Genomic DNA, 20,676 nt, shown 5'->3' on the forward strand with positions numbered 1-20,676 from the left:
CACATCCACATGAAGGGCGACATCGTATCGCCGCATCGAGACAGGAGACACTTTCATGGACAAGCAAGACACCCGGCACACGTCAGTGGACGTACGGGACTTCATCAACGCGATCCCAGTGTCGCGCTTCCAGATCATGATCAGCGCGATGTGCTTCCTGATCGTGGCTTTGGACGGGTTCGACATCGCGATCATCGGCTTTATCGCCCCTCACATTCGCGCCGAATGGCAGTTGTCGATGGTCTCGCTCGGCCCCCTGTTCAGCGCCGGACTGCTGGGACTGATGGTGGGCGCGTTCTGTAGCGGGCCGATGGCGGACCGTATCGGACGCCGCCGTGTCTTGATCTTGTCTGTCGCGGGGTTCGGTGCGGCAAGCGTAGGGGCGGCGTTTGCGCCGAACGTCGAATGGCTGATCGCGCTTCGCTTCCTCACCGGCCTAGGATTGGGCGGTGCCATGCCCAACGCGATCACGCTGACGTCGGAGTTCAGTCCCGAGCGGCGTCGCGGCACTCTGCTCACGCTGATGTTCTGCGGCTTCTCGCTCGGCTCGGCGCTCGGCGGCGTAGTGACGGCGTACCTCGTGGCGGGGATCGGCTGGCGCGGCTTGCTCGCCGTTGGCGGCCTGCTGCCGCTGGCGCTTGTGCCGGTGCTGTGGTTCACGCTGCCGGAGTCGGTGCGCTTTTTGGCGATCCGAGGCGGCACGCAGACGCGGATCATCTCGATTCTGGCGCGCGTCGCGCCGCAACGGGTTGTGGCCGGTCAGCAGTACACCGCTGCCGACGATCGCCTCCCGTCGTCGCCCGTGGTGCAACTGTTCCATCGCGACTACCGGCGCGGCACGCTGCTGCTCTGGCTCGCATTCTTCATGAGTTTGCTGTTGCTTTACCTGCTCATCAATTGGCTGCCGATCCTGGCGGAGCGCAGCGGCCTGACGCTCAAGCAGGCGTCGATATTTGCCGGACTGTTGCAAGGCGGCGGCGTGCTGGGTGCGATTGTGCTGGGCGTGCTGATCGACCGGTTCCATCCGTACAAAGTGGTCGCCGCAGCCTATGTCGTGGGTGCGTTCGCGCTAGCGTCGCTGGCGATTGCCGGCGATGCGGTATGGCTGGCGCTGGGCATCTTCGTGACAGGATTCTGCGTGAGCGGTTCGCAGGTCTGCGCGAACGTGATTGCATCCGCCTATTACCCGACATCCAATCGCGCGACCGGCGTGGCGTGGGCGCTCGGCATCGGCCGCATCGGGGCGGTGGCGGGATCGCTCGGTGGCGCCATGCTGCTCGCGGCGGGTTGGAGCAATGCCGGACTGTTCATGATTCTCGCGATACCGGCAGTGCTGGCCGCGCTGGGGATTCTGCTCGCGGGCGCAAAGCATGGGCGAGCCGTGGAGAGTGAGGCCGTCACCACCCAGTCGCCCGTGTCGCTCTCGGAGATTTGACGATGGCGAACCGGCCTGAGGTAGCGACGGACGTCGTTGCTTGCGTCGGGCCAGTTCGTGAATGCAGGACAACGCGCCCCGCTCGATGTCTTGCGTGCGGGCTGCATATTGATCCGTCCGCAGGGACCCATACCCGCCCTCGCTGCCTTTTCACGGTAGCGGTCGTGTCCCTGTTGGCGGTGCTCCGATAAGGTAGAAATCAGGACCGGCGTTTGCCGCGACCACCCGCGAGTTTTCCGGTGGGTTTGCGCGAACCCGTAGCGGGTTTGCCGGCGGGTTTGGTGCGCGGCTTTTTGCTGAGCGCCTGCACCGTAACCGGCGCAGCCAACGGCACTTTGGGCTTCTTGGGCTTTTTAGGTTTCTTGATGATCTGGCCCGTCGCGCTGGTTTGCGGCACACGGTGTTCGGCTTCAAAACCCGGCGCTTCTTCACGGCGCAGGGTTTGCCGGATCAGTGCTTCAATCGCGGCCAATTGCGGCGCTTCGTCGGCACATACGAGGGACACCGCCACGCCGCTGGCGCCCGCGCGGCCGGTACGGCCGATACGATGCACGTAGTCTTGCGCAACGATCGGCAGATCGACATTGATCACCAGCGGCAAATCGTCGATATCCAGTCCGCGCGCAGCCACATCGGTCGCGACCAGCATCTGGACTTCGCCCGTCTTGAAGCGCTCCAGCGCACGCAAGCGCGCGGGTTGGGGTTTGTCTCCGTGGATGGTGTCGACCGCATAGCCCGCTTCATCCAGCATGGCCGCCAGGTAATCGACGCCATTGCGGGTTTTGACGAACACCAGCGCGTGATCCCAGTGGTTCTCGGCCACAAGGTGCATGAACAGGTCCGGCTTGTTCTTTTTATCCACCGTCACCACCCACTGCTTGATCTTGCTGGCCGTGGCGTTGGGCGGGCTGACGCTGATATTGATCGGACCGCGCAGAACGCTCGCCGCCATGGCGCGGATGTCATCGGTAAACGTGGCGGAGAAGAGCAGGGTCTGGCGCTGAGCGGGCAAGGCAGCAAAGACGGCATTGAGTTCGCGCGCAAAGCCCAGATCCAGCATGCGGTCGGCTTCATCCAGCACGAGCGTTTGCACTTGATCAAACTGCACTGCATTCTGGCGATTGAGATCCAGCAAACGACCCGGCGTGGCGACGAGCACATCCACGCCTTTGCGCAACTTCATCATCTGCGGGTTGAGACTCACTCCACCGTAGGCAGCCAGAAATCGCAGATCGAGGCCTTTGCCGTAAGCGATAAAGCTTTGCAGCAGTTGTTCAGCCAATTCACGCGTGGGCACCAGAACAAGAACGCGCGCACGGTTGCTCGACACCGCCGGGCCGTGCTGCACCAGTCGTTGCAACAGCGGCAGCGCAAAGCCCGCCGTTTTGCCAGTGCCGGTCTGTGCCTCAGCCATGACGTCCTTGCCACTGAGCACGGCAGGAATCGCCTTGGCCTGCACCGGTGTAGGCGTCTGGTAATTGAGATCCTGCACGTTACGCAGCAACGGATCGATCAGGCCAAGCGAGGCAAAAGACATGGACGTATTTCAGGCTAAAACCGTAATTCTAGCGGTTACCGCGCGGGTTGCACCTCGCAGGCAGATCAATGGTCAAATAGATCGACGGCGACCGTAGCGTGTCGTCGCGCGTGGGCTGTCTCATGCGACAATTCGAGCAGCGGCTGAGCACCGTACCGCGCCCGAGTGCCCCCGCCGCTTAGCGACATCTCATGCCATCCAAGGCCACACATCATGAACCGATCAGCATCGCGCTCACGCCCCGACTGGGTGAAGTGCGCCGAGCCGACAGATGGCGTCGAGCGCATCGAAGCACGGTTTCACGGCAAAGCGTATGCCATGCACCGCCACGATACCTATGCGATCGGCCGCACGCTCGCCGGCGTCCAGAGTTTCACTTATCGGCGCGCCCGGCGAAACGGCCTGCCAGGCAATACGATGGTGTTACATCCCGACGAGGCTCATGACGGTCAGGCGGGCACCGACGAAGGGTTCCAGTACCGGATGATTTACGTCGAGCCCGCGTTCTTTCAGGACGTGCTCGGCGGACGCGCGCTGCCGTTCCTCGAAGGCGGCGTGACGACCGATCCGCGCCTTGCTGCTGCGACCACCACGTTGCTGCAGCATGTCGGAGCTACGCTCGATCCGCTCGAACAGAGCGATGCGCTCGCCGAGCTGGCGCACGCGCTTGCCGCCGTTGCCGGCATGCCCCCACGAGGCTTGAAAGGCGACTTTTTCGCGGCGCGGCGCGCGCGCGACTTTCTACACACGAACTGCACGCGCGTCGTCACGCTGGATGAACTGGAAGTGGCGACGGGCCGTGATCGCTGGAGCCTTTCGCACGACTTTCGTTCGTTCTACGGTACGAGCCCGTATCGTTATCTGACGATGCGGCGCCTCGATATGGTACGCCGCATGCTGCTTGCCGGCACCACGCTTGCTCACGCCGCTGTCGCCGCGGGTTTTGCAGACCAGAGCCACATGACGCGACATTTCGCGAGGACGTTCGGGCTGACGCCGGGGCGCTGGCGCCAGATCGCGGGTGGCGTCCCGCACGGTTGAAAACACCCACGATCGTTCAATACGGCTGCAAGGAACATGCGTACCCTCGGCGCATTGCCCCCTGAATGGAGAGAACGATGTCCCAATCTTCGAACCACATCGCCGCGCCTGCCGAGCGCGGCCAGTGCCAGACCATCGATCTGATCGGCAAGATTGCGCAGATCGACGGTCACTGGCAACCGCGCGTCGTCGCTGAAATGAACGACTATCAGTTCAAGGTCGTGAAGGTTGAAGGCGAGTTCCTGTGGCACCGGCATGCCGATACCGACGAGACGTTTATTGTGCTCGAAGGCGAGTTGCGTATCGATTTTCGTACCGGGCCTTCGGGCGACGGTTCAATCGTGCTGCATGCCGGTCAAATGACAGTAGTGCCCAAAGGCGTCGAGCACAAGCCCAGTGCAAATGCAGAAGTGAAACTGCTGCTGATCGAACCACGAGGTGTGGTGAACACAGGCGAGGGCGCGACGGGCGAGCGTACCGTCGAGAACGATCAATGGATTTAAGCCGGTCTCCGGCGCACTGGTCAGATCAAGAAATTGGAACTTCTGTGCATCAAGCCTGCCGGCATCGACTCAGGATTACCCGATACCGTCTGGCTTAGACCGCGCCGCCTGCCTATACTGAACGCACACTGCCATCGAACCTGCGGCGCAGTGGTGACTACGGGGGGAGAAAAACGCCATGTCGCCTGAAGCCTATCTCGATATGGCCGGCACCGAAGACCATCACTGGTGGTTTCAAGGCCGCAGAAGCATTCTCGGCAATGTCATCCGTCGCTTGTCCTTGCCTGCGAATGCCGCGATTCTGGAAATCGGTTCGGGCACCGGCGGCAACCTCGACATGCTTGCCGCCCACGGGCGTGTCCATGCTGTCGAGATGGACACCGAGGCATGTGCCATCGCCCGTCGAAAGACCGGTGGACGCTTCGACATTCGGCAAGGGCACTGCCCCGACGACATGCCCTTCGGGGGCGCCCGCTTCGATCTGGTCTGCCTGTTCGACTGCCTGGAACACATCGGGCCCGATGTCGCTTCGCTGCAATGCGTCCGCGATCGCCTCGCGCCGGGCGGCGCCGTCCTGGTTTCCGTGCCCGCGAACGCATGGATGTGGAGCCAGCATGACGTGATGCTGCACCATCATCGGCGCTACAGCCGGCAGACGTTGAGAAAGACCGTTGAATCCGCCGGGCTCGCCATCGAGCGCGTGACCTACTTCAACACCGCCCTGTTCCCCCTGGCGGTCGTCGCGCGCATGAAAGATCGGCTCCTTCACGCCCCAATCGCCTCCGGCACCACCGTCCCGGCACCGTGGCTCAACACCTCGCTGTATCGGATCTTCAGTGCCGAGCGCTGGATCCTGCCCTTCATCGACCTGCCGTTCGGCGTGTCGCTGCTGGCGGTGCTCCGCGCGAAGCCCTAGCGCATGACCCCAGTGATGCAGGGGCGTTTCGTTCGTTTCGGGATGTCGGGCATGGCATCGACCGGCGTGCACGTGGCAACGGCGGCGACGTTGCTGGCGACGACACCGGTCGGACCAACATTCGCGAACGCCGCCGCGTTTTGCATCGCAACGATCTGCTCCTATTTGCTCAACACCTTGTGGAGCTTCTCCTCGCGCATCGATCACGCCAACGCCGTCCGCTTCGCGTTGGTGTCACTGGTCGGGCTGAGCATGACCACGGCGATTGCGCACGCCGTCGCGACAATGGGAGGCGCCGCATGGCTCGGCATTGCCACGGTCGTAGCGACAGTGCCACCCGTCACGTACCTGATGCATCGCCACTGGACGTATCGCTAAACGCTCAGTGCGTGCCCCAATGCCTCGCGGCGACCGTGTGCGACCGATGTTCACGCAGGCGTGTCGTGGCTTGGCGAGCGCGCGGCAGCGCCTGCGTGGGAAGCTGACTCACCTTGCCACTGCCCTGATACCGGTGCCGCACCAGGTACACCGGCCGCCCTTTGGATTCGTCGTAAATCCGGCCCACGTATTCACCAACGACACCGATGCCGATCAGTTGGATGCCCCCCATGAACAGGAGCACGCTCAGTAACGACGCATAGCCCGGCACATCGATACCGAGGATGAAGGTGCGCACAATGATGAACGATCCATACAAAAAGGCGATGAGTGCAATGGAAAGCCCCGCGTAGGTCCAGCTTCGCAGCGGCCACGTGCTGAAGCTCGTGATGCCCTCGAGCGCGAAGTTCCACAAGCGCCATCCCGAGAACTTCGATTGACCCGCGCTGCGAGGCAGGCGTTCGTACTCGATGACGGCAGTGCGATATCCGACCCACGCAAACAATCCCTTCATGAACCGGCGTCGCTCGGGCAAACGTTTGAGCGCGTTCACCACCCGGCGGTCCATCAAACGGTAGTCGCCGACGTTCTCCGGCAACTTCACGTCGGAAAGCCAGTTGTGGACACGGTAATACATGCCCGCCGTGACCCGTTTGAGGTAAGGGTCGCAAGCGCGGTTCGCTCGTTTGGCGAGGACCACGTCGGCGCCCTCCTGCCACAACGTCACCATCCGCACCATCAACTCCGGCGGGTCCTGCAGGTCGACGTCGATCGGGATAACCGCATCGCCGGTCGCTTCGCTAATACCCGCAGTGAGCGCGGCTTCCTTGCCGAAGTTTCTCGTCAGGTCGATGACGCGTATGCGAGCGTCGCGTCTACGATAGGCCAGAAGTCGCTCCAGCGTGTCGTCGTGGCTGCCGTCGTTGACGAAAACAATCTCGAAAGCGATCGATGTCATGCCCTCCAGAATCGGCAATATGCTTCGGAAGAACGGGTCGATGGCTTCGCTCTCGTTGAAGCACGGCACGACGAGCGATATCCGCTTTTTATCCGTGGATTTGGACATGAGGGACTCCCTGTTCCGAAGGGGCGATGGGCGGCACAGCGCCGCTTGAGCGCGCGATGACATGACGCGTCGCCATCGTGGTTTCCGGCACGACGCCAAGGAGACGACGCGCGACGAGGATGGCAAGGACAGCAACGCCGATGCCGGCGAGAATATCGACCAGATAGTGACCACCCTCGCTGATGGCAGACACAATCACCAGCAGGTTCAAGGGCAGGAACACCCGAGCGAGCCGCCGGGATCCACGGGCAGCGTGGATGAGCAGGACCGACAGCACCGCGTGATAGGACGGTATCGAGATCAGTCCCTGAAGTTGCCCTAGATCGACGACCGCGAGTCGATGCTGTCGAAGCGCGTCGAAATGGGTCAGATCGGCGAGCTTCGCCGGGTCTCCACCGAAATGAACGAAAGCGCCGGCCGCCGGCACGATGCCCGAGACGGCGATCGTCACCAGACAAGACAACACCATGGCCGTCGAGAACACGCGCACCTCGACCAACCGCCCGGTCAACGAGAGGAACACCACCACGAAAGCGATCTGCAGCATGCCGCTGGCGTAGGCGAGCGCGAGCGCCAGTGACAGCGGTCGATGGGCACGCACAAACGCGTGCCAGGCCGGCCAGTCGAAATGCAGCCAGGCATCCATTTTCACAAGGGTGACATCGACAAGCGGCGCATCGGTCGCGACCACGACATAGCTGAGCAGTGCCGCGACATGACTGAAGACGATCAGGAGGATGACCTGGGAACACGCGGTGCGAATCCGTTCGTCCGGGCGATAACGCGTGTAGACAAGCCACACGCCGGCAAGCGTCACGCAGGCCATTGCCGGCAGGACGAGGCTACCCGGGACGATACCGATCCGCAGCACGGCCAATCCGATGGCGGCGGCCAAGGCAACGCAGACATTGATCCGAAGCCAGTTCATGACGCCACCCCGCCGATCGGTGGTGTAAGGACTGCCTGTGCTCCGGAACGGATCTTGAGGTGGATGCCGACGAGGGTCGTCAACGTGACGAACGGCAGGAACTGGAAGCCGACAAAATCCACCACGACGAGGCCCAGCAACGGCGCAAGCCAGAGCACCACCAGCCACTCGCGTTCGCCGACCTGCCAGCCATGCGTCACGCCGTGAACACATAGCCACGCGATCACCAGCCCCAGCCACACCATGTCGTAGTCATAGAGATAAGGACTGATCAGCAGGCTGGCGGTAACGAGCGCGGCGGCGCGCAAGGGATAGGCGCACGGCTTGCGCCAGGCATTCGCAACGACCGCGACCGCCGCTAGCGCCGCCACGGCATGCAAGGCATACGCGACCCATATCGGCGCATGCATCATGCGGACCATGATGAAAACGGTCGGCATCCTGAAGAGATGCGCTTGCCCCTCGGCAACCGTCCCTTGTGCCGCCTGTACACCGTGCAGGAACGCCAGCAGGGTGTCCGGACCGAACGCCACGAGGCTGAGCAGCCAGGTTGCCACGACGGTTGCAAGGCATGCCGCGAGCGCGCGCCAGGCGTGGCAGCAAAGAAAGGCCAACGGAAAAAGAATGGCGAGATGCGGCTTCACGAACAGCAAGCCCGCACAAACCCCAGCCCACCCGGCGTGCCGACGCAAGAGCCAGAGCGAAAGCCCGGCGAGTCCGGCGGTGAAGCAGGCGGCTTGCCCGGCGACGAGGACCAACGCAATGCCGGGGAACCCAAGGATCGGCCAAATCGCCTGTGGCCATGGCGCGATCTTACGCACGACACGAATGAACAGCAGCACCGCGGCAATCGCGAACACCCCATACGCCATCCAGTACGGCAACCACGCAAGCGGCAGCACCAACAGCAGCATGGTGGGTGGATACAACCACGGCAATATCCCGTTCAGGTCGCGCATGTACGGTTCGACGACGGTCTCGATCCGCGTCAACTTGATGACGTCATAGGCGTCCAGCGCGTGCCCGTGAAGCCCCAGATAGGAAGCACTCCAGAACGGCAGGAAGTCGAGGGCGAGCGGCGGTACATCGGGTTGATGAAGGACGGATCGACGGACGATCCATCCCAATACCAGGATGACGTAGCAAATCAGGGCAGTGAGAGGGTATAGCCTCAAGCGCCGCACATCGAGCCAATGCGGCGGCGCGGCGCCGCTGCCGCGTGCGGACGACCCGATGCCGGTCCGCATGACCGTGCGCGCACGATGGACGTCCGTCCGGCGTCTGGCCTTCATGCTGAATCCCCGAAAGATCACTTCAACGCTACGTTTGCGTGAAACCGATGCCGCTTCGTTTTTCATTTGACTGTGCATCGCCACGGTGCAGCGCGTGGCGAGTGTCGTTGCTGACGGCTCGGGATGTCGTGCGCTTTATGAAAACCATTGTTTGCTGCTTCCCAAACAAATATCAAGTCAGTGTTTCTCCCAAATAATCTTCTGCTTAGGTCAATTGACGACTGCGCGTTTCAAATTTGCTTCATTTTCCTGCAGCTTTCTATACCCCATCTTTTAGGTTGGCTAAGGATTCTCAGCAACGTCTAACAAATAACGAATACCAGTGTCTAATCCAGATCATCGTCATACGTTAAATCCCGTGAAGATTGGCTTGCCTGTTGGATTTCATGGTTATTTCAAGAAAAAAATCCATGGGATCAATGGGATCATTTTTTGTCAGTGATACCCCTTATTCAATACAGATATCGGTGAATGTATTTAGCTGATTTCCCGACCCGTAGTCCCCCTTACTTTCCGGAAGAGAACAAAGGGTTTCCACTAGAAAAAAGCTAAAAACCACGTTTCATCGATTTAGCGAATAAGGCGTGGAAACGGCAGGGTTTGCGCTTGCATGTTTCAGTTCTGAAACATTTTTCGCGAAACATTCCTGGGTTGGCAGCCCTGCGCTGAGGCAACGCCCCCGTGAGAGGCACGCCGAATCAGCCTCCCGGGGGGTGCTGGCCTGTCTCTTGCTCAGTCCCTGGCGTGCCGCTCAATCACGGGGCGGACCGGTTGAGGATCGTAGCCGTACGCGGCAGGCCCCTCCGGTCCGAGCGAGATGAGGATCTCGCAGGATGAGGCGGCGCCGGCGAATAGCCGCAGGCGAAGTCGTCAAGCCATGCGGTCGCCCGTTAGGGGTATTAGAAAATGTGTGGACCCGATCCATGCTTGTCAGCAGATCGCCGAGGGCTTCCGTACGGGCACGCAAGCCCTGCGCCTTCGGCGAGCCTGCCTTGCAACGTGCGGCGGCATGTGATGCCCTGCCGCGCTACGCGCCACGTCCCTGCTACCTCTCGTCTAGCACGTCACGGTGTCGCCCCTGTTCGGGGTCGTGCCGTCACGTCACTGCTTTCGAAGGGCTGCCCTAACGCATCCCGCAGCCCTTCATTCCCAATCCATCGTGCCAACGAAGGATATCCCGCCACCTCAAGTGCAAGGAGATTGTCATGAAAACCATCGTCAAGTTTTGCCAACGTTTCATCCAGGACGAAAGCGGCGTCACCGCCGTGGAGTACGGACTCATCGCCGCGTTGATCGCCGTCGTGATCCTCGCTTCGGTGACGATCGTCGGCACTCAGCTCAACTCGACGTTCAGCAAGATTGGTTCCGCGCTGACGTCGGCGAACGGTTGAGCGAGCCGATATCAAGGCGGGTGGCCTCAAGGAGCGAACCCCGCTCCCCCCCGGTCACCCGCAATATTTCCCATCGCAAGTGCGAGCCGCGGATTCCGAACGATAGGCGAGGTAACGATCATGCTCGACAGCCCTTTCATGGCACCGAACCTGAGCGCATTCGGCACGGTGACGCTGGTCGTCGTGGCCGCCGCCTGCGACTGGCAATCCCGACGCATTCCCAATCGCCTGGTCGGGAGCGCATGGCTCGCCGCGCTGGCGATGCAGATCTGGGTCCACGGTTGGCTTGACGGGAGCGCCGCTTGGGCGCTTGGCTGGCTGACTGGATTGGCGATGTTCCTGCCGTTCTATCTGCTGCGCGGCATGGCCGCCGGCGATGTGAAGCTGATGATGGCCGTCGGCGCATGGATCGGTGCACATCAGGCCTTCGATGTAGCGATCGCCACCTTCGTGCTCGGCGGCGTCTGGAGCATCGGTTTGTCGCTCTTGCACGGAAACGCCGTGCAACTGTTCAGAAATGCCCGCGCCATCGTCGGCCAATGGGGGCCGCGCAGGTACGACGCGCCGGCTCCAGGGAGGGCTGCCGCATCGGTCGGCGCCATTCCTTACGGACTGGCGATCGCGCTGGGCACGATTGGCGTCCTGTTCGCACAGGCCTGAACTCCACGGAAACAGTCACGGGGTACGCATCATGGATCAACACAGCGTAACCGATTCGACGACGCCGCAAGGCAACGACGGCATGTCGCCATTGACGCCATCGCATTTTGCGAACGGCCACGAGGCAGGCGCCAACGCCGCGCCCGCGCTCCGGTCGGTGGCGGATACGGGACTCGACATGTCGTTTCTCGTTGATCTCGTCAGCAAATCCTGCTTCGTCAGCGGCAAGACAACGCTGCTGGCGCTGATGGACGGTCTCAAGCTACCGCTGAGCGTGCTCGACGAGCTGATCGCCTTCACCGTGCGCGAACACCTGATGGAAATCACCCATCGGGGCGCCCTGGACGCGGACGTTCACGTTCGGCTGACCGATGCCGGCCATGCGCGAGCACGCGAAGCGATGAACCTTTGCAGCTATGTCGGCCCGGCACCGGTGACGCTCGACGCCTATGTAACGTCCGTCAAGGCCCACTCGGTGCGCAAATTGCAGGTCAAGCGCACGTTCGTCAAACAAGCTTTCAAGGGCACGACGCTGGATGCTCGCTTGCTCGATGAGATCGCGTCGTCGCTCAACGCCGGACGCCCCCTGATGCTGTTCGGTCCGGCAGGCAGCGGCAAGACCTATCTGGCCGAGCGCCTGGGCACGCTGCTTCAAGGCGCGGCGCCGATCCCCTTCGCCATCTCGGTGTCGGGCGAGGTCATCCAGGTGTTCGATCCGCTCGTGCATGTTCCAGTAGCCGACGCGACTATCGCCGGTCAGCCGCACCTGCGGGACCGCCGCTGGCTCTGGTGCGAGCGCCCGCTCGTGATCTCGGGCGGCGAGCTGACGCTCGACATGCTGGAGGTCTGCTACGACGCCTCCACCGGCTTCTATCAGGCGCCCCCGCACATGAAGGCGAACGGCGGTATCTACATCATCGATGACTTCGGCCGGCAGATGGCGCCGCCCCAGGCACTCGCCAATCGCTGGATCGTGCCACTGGATCGCAACATCGATGTCCATACGCTCCACACCGGACGTCGCTTCATCGTGCCGTTCGACGTATGGCCCGTGTTTTCGTCGAACCTCAATCCGTGGGAGCTTTGCGACGAACCGTTCCTGCGCAGGCTGGGCTGCAAGCTTTACGTGGGCGCGATGGAGCCCGACGCCTACCGCCGCATCTTCGATGCCGAATGCCGGCGCCTTGGGCTCGTCGCTGGGGACGATGCCTTCGACTACCTGACGCAAAAGCTTCACGGCATGTCGGCCACGCCGCTGATGGCCTGCTACCCGCGCGACTTGCTGCTGCAGGTCGAAGCTGAGTGTCGCTATATGGAAAGCGCGATGACGGTCACCGCGGACCTGCTCGACGATGCATGGCGCCGTTACTTCGACATGAATCACCGGGGACGTCGAAGCTGGCAGGACGATGGCATGCGCTCGCTTGGCGACGCCCCTTTCGCCACACCGTTCGATCATCACTGAGGAGCAACGATCATGAAAAACCCGAAGGCGTTATCGATGTTGCTGATCGCCATCGTGGCCGGGTTGGCCTCGGTGGTATTTGCCGCCCAATGGCTGTCGCGTCAGTCCGCAGCTTCGGTGACCTCCGTTGCCGTAGCCGCCGGCGACGTCAGCCTCGGCCAGCCCCTCAACACCGAACTCATCAAGATGACCAACTGGCCCGCCGACAGCATTCCACAAGGGGCGTTCCACGATCCGAAGCTGCTCGATGGCCGAGTCGCACGCGTCGGCATGCAGCGCGGCGAGCCGATTCTCGAATCGAAGCTCGCCCCGCTGGGGACCAAGGGCGGTCTGTCGGCGGTCATCGGCGAGGGCAAGCGAGCCATCACGGTGAGAGTCAACGACGTGGTCGGCGTGGCCGGCTTCGCGCTGCCCGGCAACTACGTCGACGTCATCGTCAACACCAGCGAGACCGAGCGCAAAGGGCCGACCGATCAGAGCATCTCCAAGATCGTGCTGGAGAAGATCCTGGTGCTCGCCGTGGCACAGCAAGTCAGCCGCGACGATACCGCGCCGAAGGTCGTCAACGCCGTAACGCTCGAAGTCACGCCCGAGCAGGCCGAAAAGCTCGACCTCGCGCGAAGTGTCGGCACGTTGTCGCTGGTACTGCGCAACCAGGTCGACGGCGCGGCATTGGCGACCACAGGCGCGACCAAGATGACGCTGCTGAACGAACCGGTGGCGGCACCGCCAGTCGCCGCCCGTGAGCCCGTGCGTGCCGCGGTGATACGCAAGCCTTCGCGGCCCGCGCCAGCCCGCGCGGGCGACTGCGTGGGTGTGCTGTCGGGCGCGCACGGCGGCGTGGAGTGCTTCTAATTACAACAGGCCTGTCAACGCTGTCACGAGTCACACGGCAATGCCGAACTGCGCGCCAAGGCGCGCTACCCCGGGGAACATCATGAAAAACATTCGCAAAACCAGTCAGGCTCGCCGCATGGCCATCGCCGCGGTCGCTTGTTGCGCGCTCGCCGCGATGTCGCACGCCGGGGCGCAGACCGCTGCGGAGTACGGTGTGATTGCCAACGGGACATCCTCGCCCGGCAAACCGGTCGCCGCCGGCGGGCCGGTGCAGATGACGATCAGCATGGCGCCGACGGCCCCAGCGCAACCGGCCGTGACCGTGCGCGGCCCCAACTGCACGGGAAATCTGCGGAGCACACGCGACGTCACCGTACCGATCGGGAAGTCGACGATACTTCAGCTCGACGAGCCGGTGCGCAACCGCACGCTCGGCGATCCGACGGTGGTACAGGCCGCGATGGTGGCGCCCAAGACCATGTACCTGCTCGGTCTCGCGGTCGGCACGACCAACATGATCGTGCAGGGACGCAGTGGCGGCTGCGATGTGATCAATGTCGCCGTCAACAGCGATGCCGGCGGATTGCAGTCGTCGATCGCACAGTTGATGCCCGACGAACGAAACGTCCGCGTGACGAGCGCGGGGGGTGACCTGGTGTTGGCGGGACGCGTCTCGAGCGCCGCGTCCGCCCAGCAGGTGGTCGAGATCGCGAAGGCGTACGCCAAGCGCGGCAAAACCGAAGGCAACGTGCTGAACATGCTGTCGGTCGACGCGCCGCAACAGGTCATGCTCGAGGTGAAGGTCGCGGAGGTCTCCAAAACCCTCATCAACCAGATGGGGTCGGCACTGAACCTGCAGGGCGGCTTCGGGAGTTGGACCGGCGGGATCGTAAGCAGCCTGCTGTCGGGCGCGGGGACCCTCCTGTCGGCGTCAAAATCGAACCGGCTGCCGCTGAATATGCAACTGGATGCCCAGAAGACCGACAACCTCGTGAAGATTCTCGCGGAACCGAATCTGGTGACGCTGTCTGGACAAGAGGCCAGCTTCCTGTCCGGCGGGAAGATTTTCATCCCGGTGCCGCAGAGCAGCTCCAACGGCACCACCACGATCACGCTGCAGCAAGAAGAGTTCGGTGTGGCCCTGCGGTTCCTGCCGACCGTGCTTGACGGCGACCGCATCAACCTGAAGGTGGCACCGGAAGTCTCCGAGCTGTCGCCGACGGGCGTGACGCTCACGTCCACCAATGTCAGCGGCGTGAACATCCTGCCGCTGATCACGACACGCCGCGCATCCACGACCGTGCAGATGCGCGACGGCGAGACGTTCGCCATCGGCGGCCTGTTGCAGAACAACGTGAGCGGTGCGCTCAAAGCGTTCCCGGGTCTCGGCGAAGTCCCCGTGCTCGGCGCGCTGATGCGCAGCACGTCGTTCCAGAACGACCTGACCGAACTGGTGTTCATCATCACGCCGCATCTCGTGAAGCCTCTGCGCACGGCGTCAACCCCGCCATTGCCGACGGACAGCTTTACCACGCCCAGCGCCATCGACGTCTACGCCACCGGCAACATGGAAGGACGTCGCAAAGTGGCGCCCGTCCAGGCCCCTGCCCCGGCGCAATCCCCGGCACAAGACACGCCCGCCGCACCGCCGCCGCAACCAGGCGTGCCGCCGTCGAGCTTGCAACCGACGCCCGTCACCCGGCCCGCCGATGGCGCCAGTCCGTCGGTGAACGCGGCGCGCGATGCTTCGTTGTCGAGTGTCCCGGCCAAGCCGGCGCCGAACGCCGTGCGCGGTGACGCGAGCGTCGCGCCCGAGGTCGGCACGCCCCAACGCACCGCGTCGATCGATCCGATGCGCCAGCTTTATACCCATTGAGACCCGTGATCCTGGGGAACCATCATGAAAACAGTCACCACGATGATGTTGCGCTGCGCCGCCATTGGCGCGAGCACTGCGGTTTGCCTCACGCTTGCCGGCTGCATGAGTTCATCGCCGATCTGGGATGCGCATATGGGCGAGTCGGTGAGAAATGTCATGCACGCCCAGATCATTCATCCCGGGCCGCCGACGGATGACGACGCGCGCGGCACAGACGGTCGTGCCGCCGTGGCCGCGATGAAGAACTACGACAAGTCGCTGCGCTCGCCAACGCCGACGGCCAGCCCGTTCGTCATCGGAGTAAGCAGCGGCGGCTCGCCCATGTCGGCGCCGTCCGGGGATACCGGTCAGTAGCGCGTCCGTAACACGTTCCTCACGCACTCGTAACGCTGCGTGTGCGGCGGGCGCGACAGGCGCGACCGTCGCGCACCACTCCATCACCCTGACGCTCAAGCGAGGCCTGCTCATCATGCGAAACCTCCCTACTCGACGCCGTGCCCGAGGTCGGATGCCGCGACGCGAAGGCGGCGCCATCGCGATTGTCGTGGGGCTGATGCTGGCGGTCCTGATCGGTTTCGCCGGTCTTGCGCTTGATCTCGGCAAGCTCTATGTCACACGCAGCGAACTGCAAAACAGCGCCGATGCGTGCGCGCTGTCGGCCGCGCGAGACCTGACCGGCGCAACCCCGCTGTCAGTGTCCGAAGCCGCCGGCATCGCCGCCGGGCATATCAATACCGCCCTGTTCCAGTCGACCCCCGTGACCATGACGGTAGATAGCAGCGTGACGTACAGCACGACGGCGACCGGCGCCTATGTCGACAAGGGCAGCGTGACCGGATCGTTGGCCAGTATCAAGTACGTGCAATGCACCACCGCGATGAGCGGCATCGCCAACTGGCTCATCGAGGTGCTCAACGTGCTGCCGGGTGTCAGCATCGGCCCCGGTTCTGTGTCGGCACGCGCCGTGGCCACCACGACCTCGGCGCAGACGACATGTGCGATCCCCGTCTTCGTTTGCGATCCGTCGAAATTCTCGCCGGCAAGCAGCTACAGCATCGGCCAATGGCTGGTGGGCAAGGGCGACAGCTCCACCGGGACTTATGCGGGCGGCGATTTCGGCTGGGCGAACCTCACCGGCAGCGGTAACAGCGGCACGCCGTCGCTCTCGGGCGAACTCACGGGGTCGGGGCAATGCAACCTGCCCGTGGTGGGCACCACGGTCGGCACCGCGGGCAACAAGGCGTCGCTCGATACCGCCTACAACACGCGCTTCGGCATCTACCAGGGCGGGACACCGCCCAACGATGGCACGTCCACCACGGACTTCACAGGCTTCGCCTATGACGCCAAGACGTGGAGCGCGCAGGCGAACGCCTACAGCGATTTCGTGACACAGCGCAAAAACAACGCGGCGTATCAGGGCGATACGGCCACCGGGCTGAAGACCAAAGGAACCGCCGCGGCGAAGTCGGTCTATCAGGCGGGCGCGGATCGGCGGTTGCCGATAGCGCCGATGGTCGACTGCTCGAACCCTGGGACCGGCAGCGGCGGTGCCATATTCACGCTCACAGGCTGGGCCTGCGTGCTGATGCTCGATCCGATGCAACAGGGCGGCGACATCGACTCGGTCCATCTCGAGTACCGCGGCAAAGCGGGCGATGTCGGCAGCCCGTGCGCGACGCAAGGCACGCCTGGGGCGGTCGGCGCGGTCGGGCCGCTGGTGCCGGTTCTCGTGCAATAGGAGGCGACCATGACACCCCTGCGTCATCGTCACGGAAATCAGCGCGGTGTGGTCGCGGTTGAGTTCGGTCTCGTGCTGCCCGTGCTGCTCGGGCTATTCGGCGGGATGGTCGAGATGGGACACGCCATCTACCAGTACGACACCTTGACGAAATCGGTTCGCAACGCCACGCGCTATCTGTCCGAGTTCTCGCCGATAGACCCGAACTACCCCCTCGCAGGGGCCAAATGCCTGGCCGTGTATGGCAATACCGGCTGCACCGGAACGCCGCTGATCGGCAATCTGACGACATCGAACGTGGTGGTCTGCGATCGCAGCAGCACCACCGCGCCAAGCTGCCAGGACCTGACCTACGCCAATTACATGGTGTACGACGCCACCAACAACAGCAACGCGGGCACGTCGGTCGGCACCATCAATCTGGTGTCGGTCAAAATTTCGGGATATCAGTACTCGCCGATCCAGGCGATCCTGAACTTCTCCGGTCTGACGTTCGGCGATATCAAGACCGTCATGAGGCAAGTGCTATGAAGCCCCCTCGCCTATCCTGTCGGCGCGACCCCCAGCGCGGTGCGGCCGCCGTCGAATTCGCCATTGTGTCGGCCTTGTTCATTACCTTGCTGATCGGCCTGATGGAGTTCGCGCGCATTCTCTTCTATTGGAATACCGCTGCGGAAGCGGCGCGCTTGGGGGCACGCGTAGCGGTCGTCTGCGATGTGGGCGCGAGCGCGGTGCAGAGCAAGATGATCAGCCTCATGCCACAACTCGCCACGGCCAATATCCAGGTGGCGTACACGCCGTCGGGTTGCGACACGAGCAGTTGCTCGCTCGTCACGGTCAGCTACACAGGGCTAACCGTCAACACCTTTATTCCCTTTGTCCCGATTTCGGTCACGTTGCCCCCATTCACTACGACGTTGCCGCGCGAAAGCCTGACCAGCGCGTCCGGTGGGAACGTGTGCAGTTGAACATCGCAAAAAGACAGACGAGGCCATCATGCTGAAAGTATTGCTCGTTTCGCAAGCATCGGACCGTTTGGCGTTGATCGCCCGCCTCGCGCGCGACCGCCCCGAGTACGATTGCTCGACGCTGCTCGCCACGCCGGCCCAGTTGCTCACGTCGGCCGCACGGCTGGGCGAGCATGATGTCGCGGTGATCGATTTGCCAGGCATGCAACAGGGTGAACTGCACGACATTCAGATGCTCTGCCAGCAGTTGCCGAAACTGATTTGCATCCTCGTGTCGGCCGAATCGTCACCCGCCTTGCTGATTTCGGCGATGCGCGCCGGCGCCCGCGACGTGCTGCCCTGGCCGGTCGATCAACACGCGCTGACCGACGCCCTCGCCCGGGCGTCGATGCAGCACGGGCACGATGCGCCGCACCCGATGCGCGCCGTCTCGTTCATGTCGTGCAAGGGCGGCGCCGGCACCAGCTTCGTGGCGAGCAATGCGTCCTATCAGTTTGCGATGCAGACCGGCAGCCGCGTGCTGCTGATTGATCTCGCCCAGGAGTTCGGCGACGCGGCGTTCCTGATAAGCGACAAGACGCCGCCGACGACCCTGCCGGACGTTTGCGCGCAAGCCGATCGCATCGACGCCTCGTTCCTCGAAGGGTGCGTGACGCACGTCGATGACGGCTTCGATGTCCTGGCCGGCGCGGGCGATCCGGTCGCCGCGCTCGGTGTGACGGAAGCTTGCCTGAAGCGCATTCTCGCCGCAGCCGCGAGCCGTTACGACCTTGTGGTCTTCGACATCGGCCAGATCCTCAACCCACTCACCCTCTATGCATTGCAACGCAGCGATCACATCTACGTGGTCCTGCGGGCGAACATGCCATTCCTGCGGGCGAGTCGTCGGCTGTTCGACTTGCTGCGCCGTCAGGGCGTCGCCATGGACACGGTCCACTACGTGCTCAATCGGGCGGGACGGCACGATGCCGTCGCGGTCAAGGAGGTGGCGAAAGTGATCGGCAAGCCGGCACTGGTGGTGTTGCCCGACGATGGCGCCGTCGCGGCCGCCGCCACCAGTCAGGGCGTGCCGGTGCTCAAGTTGTTCAAGCGCAGTGCCTTGACCCGGGCGCTGGGCGGTCTGGCATCGAGCATGGCGGGCGCCCACGCGAGCCCAGGCATCACGCCGGCGAATGGTGGTTCGTTCATCGGCAAGCTCTTCCGCAAGGCGTCCGCCGGGCGGCCCACCCTCGTTTGATCGTCGCAACTTTGCCTCTGGGAGATCATCATGTCGCCAATCCTCGATGCCCCGTCTTTGCTGAGTCCGGCCACGTCGTCGGAGCGCATGGCTGCACCGCTCCAGGTCGCCTCCGGCATCGGTCCGCATTACGGTGAGCTCAAGCGCAAGATGCACGAGATGGTGCTGGCACGCGTCGAGCTGGAAAAGCTCGCACGCCTGTCGGACACGCAAGTCAAACACGAACTCGTGCAGTTGATCGATCGTGTGGTGGGCGAGCAGAACGTGCTCGTCAATGACGCGGAACGCCGGCAGCTCGCCGGCGACATCTACGACGAGATGTTCGGCCTGGGGCCGCTCGAAGCCCTGTTGCGCGATCCGACCATCTCCGACATTCTCGTCAACACGCACAAACGCACGTATGTCGAGCGCTTCGGCAAGCTCGAATCGACGGCCGTGACGTTCTACGACGACGCGCACCTGATGAAGATCATCGAGAAGATCGTTTCGCGCGTGGGGCGCCGCATCGACGAGTCGAGTCCGATGGTCGACGCCCGCCTGCCGGATGGCTCGCGTATCAACGCCATCATTCCCCCGTCGGCGATTGACGGTCCGCTGCTGTCGATTCGCCGCTTCGGCACCACCGCGTTGCAGATGGCCGACCTCGTCCGTCTCGGCACACTCACGGAACCGATGGCCGAAGTACTGTCCGCGCTGACGCACGCCAAGGTCAACATGCTGATCTCAGGCGGCACGGGCAGCGGCAAGACAACGTTGCTCAATATCCTCTCGAGCTTCATCCCGGACACCGAACGCATCGTGACCATCGAAGATGCCGCCGAACTGCAGTTGCACCAGTTGCATGTGCTGCGGCTCGAAACGCGTCCGCCGAACATCGAGGGCAAGGGCGAAATCACGCAGCGCACGCTGGTCCGCAACGCGTTGCGGATGCGCCCTGATCGCATCATCCTTGGCGAAGTGCGCGGCGCGGAAGCGCTCGACATGCTCAATGCCATGAATACCGGTCACGAGGGGTCGCTCGCCACGATCCACGCGAATACCCCGCGCGATGCCCTGACCCGAATGGAAAACATGATCAGCATGTCGGGCCTGCAACTACCGCCCAAGGCGATGCGTCAGCAGATCGCTTCGGCCATCACCGTGATCGTGCAGACGGCACGCCTCACAGATGGACGTCGTCGGCTGGTCAGCCTGCAGGAAATCACGGGGATGGAGGGCGACATCATCTCCATGCAGGAGATTTTCACGTTCAAGCGGACGGGGGTCGGTGGCAATGGTGAGGTGAAAGGTCATTTCGTCGCCAGCGGTGTACGTCCGAAGTTCTCCGAGCGCCTTCAGGCATTCGGCGTCGCTTTGCCGGATGCCATCTACGATCCGTCGCGCCGGTTGGAAGTGTGACGAT

The 20,676-nt window shown here is 63.1% G+C and carries 20 protein-coding genes; 16 read left to right on the forward strand and 4 right to left on the reverse strand.

Annotated elements, in window-relative coordinates:
* Positions 1 to 55 precede the first annotated feature (55 nt).
* On the forward strand, positions 56 to 1,435 hold the full coding sequence (locus tag OYT13_RS14780; RefSeq protein ID WP_268566483.1) for an MFS transporter: 1,380 nt from the start codon (positions 56 to 58) through the stop codon (positions 1,433 to 1,435).
* Between the two features lie 199 nt (positions 1,436 to 1,634).
* Here OYT13_RS14780 and OYT13_RS14785 read toward each other — a convergent pair whose 3' ends face one another.
* Complete coding sequence (locus tag OYT13_RS14785; protein ID WP_268566484.1) at positions 1,635 to 2,972, reverse strand: DEAD/DEAH box helicase; 1,338 nt, start codon at positions 2,970 to 2,972, stop codon at positions 1,635 to 1,637.
* Between the two features lie 213 nt (positions 2,973 to 3,185).
* On the opposite strand from OYT13_RS14785, the gene OYT13_RS14790 reads away from it, so the two are divergent.
* The 4 genes from OYT13_RS14790 to OYT13_RS14805 all read left to right on the forward strand — a co-directional run bounded on the left by OYT13_RS14790 (position 3,186) and on the right by OYT13_RS14805 (position 5,810).
* Positions 3,186 to 4,013: an AraC family transcriptional regulator gene (locus OYT13_RS14790; RefSeq protein WP_268566485.1), complete on the forward strand. Its 828-nt coding sequence runs from the start codon at positions 3,186 to 3,188 to the stop codon at positions 4,011 to 4,013.
* A gap of 77 nt (positions 4,014 to 4,090) precedes the next feature.
* Positions 4,091 to 4,516 (forward strand): cupin domain-containing protein, encoded by a 426-nt coding sequence (locus tag OYT13_RS14795; protein ID WP_268566486.1) that lies wholly within the window; start codon positions 4,091 to 4,093, stop codon positions 4,514 to 4,516.
* 178 nt (positions 4,517 to 4,694) lie between these two features.
* Complete coding sequence (locus OYT13_RS14800; protein ID WP_150564073.1) at positions 4,695 to 5,432, forward strand: class I SAM-dependent methyltransferase; 738 nt, start codon at positions 4,695 to 4,697, stop codon at positions 5,430 to 5,432.
* Positions 5,433 to 5,435: 3 nt separating this feature from the next.
* Entirely contained in the window at positions 5,436 to 5,810 is a 375-nt protein-coding gene (locus tag OYT13_RS14805; protein ID WP_150564072.1) for a GtrA family protein, read from the forward strand.
* A gap of 4 nt (positions 5,811 to 5,814) precedes the next feature.
* Here OYT13_RS14805 and OYT13_RS14810 read toward each other — a convergent pair whose 3' ends face one another.
* From OYT13_RS14810 to OYT13_RS14820, 3 genes are read right to left on the reverse strand one after another with little or no spacing between them, the layout of a single operon-like run.
* Positions 5,815 to 6,876 (reverse strand): glycosyltransferase family 2 protein, encoded by a 1,062-nt coding sequence (locus tag OYT13_RS14810; RefSeq protein WP_017233464.1) that lies wholly within the window; start codon positions 6,874 to 6,876, stop codon positions 5,815 to 5,817.
* Positions 6,857 to 7,771: a phosphatase PAP2 family protein gene (locus OYT13_RS14815; protein ID WP_268566487.1), complete on the reverse strand. Its 915-nt coding sequence runs from the start codon at positions 7,769 to 7,771 to the stop codon at positions 6,857 to 6,859. The genes OYT13_RS14810 and OYT13_RS14815 overlap by 20 nt, the downstream gene beginning before the upstream one ends.
* A gap of 29 nt (positions 7,772 to 7,800) precedes the next feature.
* Positions 7,801 to 9,096, reverse strand: a complete 1,296-nt coding sequence (locus OYT13_RS14820) for a glycosyltransferase family 87 protein (RefSeq protein ID WP_268566488.1) — start codon at positions 9,094 to 9,096, stop codon at positions 7,801 to 7,803.
* Between the two features lie 1,205 nt (positions 9,097 to 10,301).
* Here OYT13_RS14820 and OYT13_RS14825 point away from each other — a divergent pair.
* The 11 genes from OYT13_RS14825 (at position 10,302) to OYT13_RS14875 (ending at position 20,672) form a co-directional block, all read left to right on the forward strand.
* The gene (locus OYT13_RS14825) at positions 10,302 to 10,487 is read left to right on the forward strand and encodes a Flp family type IVb pilin (protein WP_017233461.1); all 186 of its coding nucleotides are present in this window, start codon (positions 10,302 to 10,304) and stop codon (positions 10,485 to 10,487) included.
* Between the two features lie 120 nt (positions 10,488 to 10,607).
* A complete protein-coding gene (locus OYT13_RS14830; RefSeq protein ID WP_268566489.1) occupies positions 10,608 to 11,147 on the forward strand; it encodes an A24 family peptidase in 540 nt (179 codons plus the stop codon).
* Positions 11,148 to 11,178: 31 nt separating this feature from the next.
* Positions 11,179 to 12,612, forward strand: coding sequence for an ATP-binding protein (locus tag OYT13_RS14835; RefSeq protein ID WP_268566490.1), 1,434 nt, complete (start codon positions 11,179 to 11,181; stop codon positions 12,610 to 12,612).
* A 12-nt stretch (positions 12,613 to 12,624) separates the two neighbouring features.
* A complete protein-coding gene (cpaB, locus tag OYT13_RS14840) occupies positions 12,625 to 13,467 on the forward strand; it encodes a Flp pilus assembly protein CpaB (protein WP_017233458.1) in 843 nt (280 codons plus the stop codon).
* A gap of 82 nt (positions 13,468 to 13,549) precedes the next feature.
* On the forward strand, positions 13,550 to 15,325 hold the full coding sequence (locus OYT13_RS14845) for a type II and III secretion system protein family protein (protein ID WP_268566491.1): 1,776 nt from the start codon (positions 13,550 to 13,552) through the stop codon (positions 15,323 to 15,325).
* 24 nt (positions 15,326 to 15,349) lie between these two features.
* On the forward strand, positions 15,350 to 15,682 hold the full coding sequence (locus tag OYT13_RS14850; RefSeq protein WP_017233456.1) for a hypothetical protein: 333 nt from the start codon (positions 15,350 to 15,352) through the stop codon (positions 15,680 to 15,682).
* Positions 15,683 to 15,836: 154 nt separating this feature from the next.
* Positions 15,837 to 17,069 (forward strand): pilus assembly protein TadG-related protein, encoded by a 1,233-nt coding sequence (locus OYT13_RS14855; RefSeq protein ID WP_261938364.1) that lies wholly within the window; start codon positions 15,837 to 15,839, stop codon positions 17,067 to 17,069.
* 9 nt (positions 17,070 to 17,078) lie between these two features.
* Positions 17,079 to 17,600: a TadE/TadG family type IV pilus assembly protein gene (locus OYT13_RS14860; protein WP_130026360.1), complete on the forward strand. Its 522-nt coding sequence runs from the start codon at positions 17,079 to 17,081 to the stop codon at positions 17,598 to 17,600.
* Positions 17,597 to 18,037, forward strand: coding sequence for a TadE/TadG family type IV pilus assembly protein (locus OYT13_RS14865; RefSeq protein WP_150564063.1), 441 nt, complete (start codon positions 17,597 to 17,599; stop codon positions 18,035 to 18,037). Before OYT13_RS14860 ends, OYT13_RS14865 begins: the two co-directional genes overlap by 4 nt.
* 28 nt (positions 18,038 to 18,065) lie before the next feature.
* Positions 18,066 to 19,274 carry an AAA family ATPase gene (locus OYT13_RS14870; protein WP_268566492.1) on the forward strand — a complete coding sequence of 403 codons (1,209 nt, stop codon included), beginning with the start codon at positions 18,066 to 18,068 and terminating at the stop codon, positions 19,272 to 19,274.
* An 87-nt stretch (positions 19,275 to 19,361) separates the two neighbouring features.
* The gene (locus OYT13_RS14875) at positions 19,362 to 20,672 is read left to right on the forward strand and encodes a CpaF family protein (RefSeq protein WP_261939858.1); all 1,311 of its coding nucleotides are present in this window, start codon (positions 19,362 to 19,364) and stop codon (positions 20,670 to 20,672) included.
* Positions 20,673 to 20,676 lie beyond the last annotated feature (4 nt).

It is taken from the genome of Pandoraea sp. XJJ-1, assembly GCF_026802345.1.
GTDB lineage: Bacteria > Pseudomonadota > Gammaproteobacteria > Burkholderiales > Burkholderiaceae > Pandoraea > Pandoraea cepalis.

Bases quoted from the DNA above. Each gene is read 5' to 3' on its own strand.
- OYT13_RS14780 (WP_268566483.1), top strand. From the start codon at position 56: ATGGACAAGCAAGACACCCGGCACACGTCAGTGGACGTACGGGACTTC.
- OYT13_RS14785 (WP_268566484.1), bottom strand. From the start codon at position 2,972: ATGTCTTTTGCCTCGCTTGGCCTGATCGATCCGTTGCTGCGTAACGTG.
- OYT13_RS14790 (WP_268566485.1), top strand. From the start codon at position 3,186: ATGAACCGATCAGCATCGCGCTCACGCCCCGACTGGGTGAAGTGCGCC.
- OYT13_RS14795 (WP_268566486.1), top strand. From the start codon at position 4,091: ATGTCCCAATCTTCGAACCACATCGCCGCGCCTGCCGAGCGCGGCCAG.
- OYT13_RS14800 (WP_150564073.1), top strand. From the start codon at position 4,695: ATGTCGCCTGAAGCCTATCTCGATATGGCCGGCACCGAAGACCATCAC.
- OYT13_RS14805 (WP_150564072.1), top strand. From the start codon at position 5,436: ATGACCCCAGTGATGCAGGGGCGTTTCGTTCGTTTCGGGATGTCGGGC.
- OYT13_RS14810 (WP_017233464.1), bottom strand. From the start codon at position 6,876: ATGTCCAAATCCACGGATAAAAAGCGGATATCGCTCGTCGTGCCGTGC.
- OYT13_RS14820 (WP_268566488.1), bottom strand. From the start codon at position 9,096: ATGAAGGCCAGACGCCGGACGGACGTCCATCGTGCGCGCACGGTCATG.
- OYT13_RS14825 (WP_017233461.1), top strand. From the start codon at position 10,302: ATGAAAACCATCGTCAAGTTTTGCCAACGTTTCATCCAGGACGAAAGC.
- OYT13_RS14830 (WP_268566489.1), top strand. From the start codon at position 10,608: ATGCTCGACAGCCCTTTCATGGCACCGAACCTGAGCGCATTCGGCACG.
- OYT13_RS14835 (WP_268566490.1), top strand. From the start codon at position 11,179: ATGGATCAACACAGCGTAACCGATTCGACGACGCCGCAAGGCAACGAC.
- cpaB (WP_017233458.1), top strand. From the start codon at position 12,625: ATGAAAAACCCGAAGGCGTTATCGATGTTGCTGATCGCCATCGTGGCC.
- OYT13_RS14845 (WP_268566491.1), top strand. From the start codon at position 13,550: ATGAAAAACATTCGCAAAACCAGTCAGGCTCGCCGCATGGCCATCGCC.
- OYT13_RS14850 (WP_017233456.1), top strand. From the start codon at position 15,350: ATGAAAACAGTCACCACGATGATGTTGCGCTGCGCCGCCATTGGCGCG.
- OYT13_RS14855 (WP_261938364.1), top strand. From the start codon at position 15,837: ATGCCGCGACGCGAAGGCGGCGCCATCGCGATTGTCGTGGGGCTGATG.
- OYT13_RS14860 (WP_130026360.1), top strand. From the start codon at position 17,079: ATGACACCCCTGCGTCATCGTCACGGAAATCAGCGCGGTGTGGTCGCG.
- OYT13_RS14865 (WP_150564063.1), top strand. From the start codon at position 17,597: ATGAAGCCCCCTCGCCTATCCTGTCGGCGCGACCCCCAGCGCGGTGCG.
- OYT13_RS14870 (WP_268566492.1), top strand. From the start codon at position 18,066: ATGCTGAAAGTATTGCTCGTTTCGCAAGCATCGGACCGTTTGGCGTTG.
- OYT13_RS14875 (WP_261939858.1), top strand. From the start codon at position 19,362: ATGGCTGCACCGCTCCAGGTCGCCTCCGGCATCGGTCCGCATTACGGT.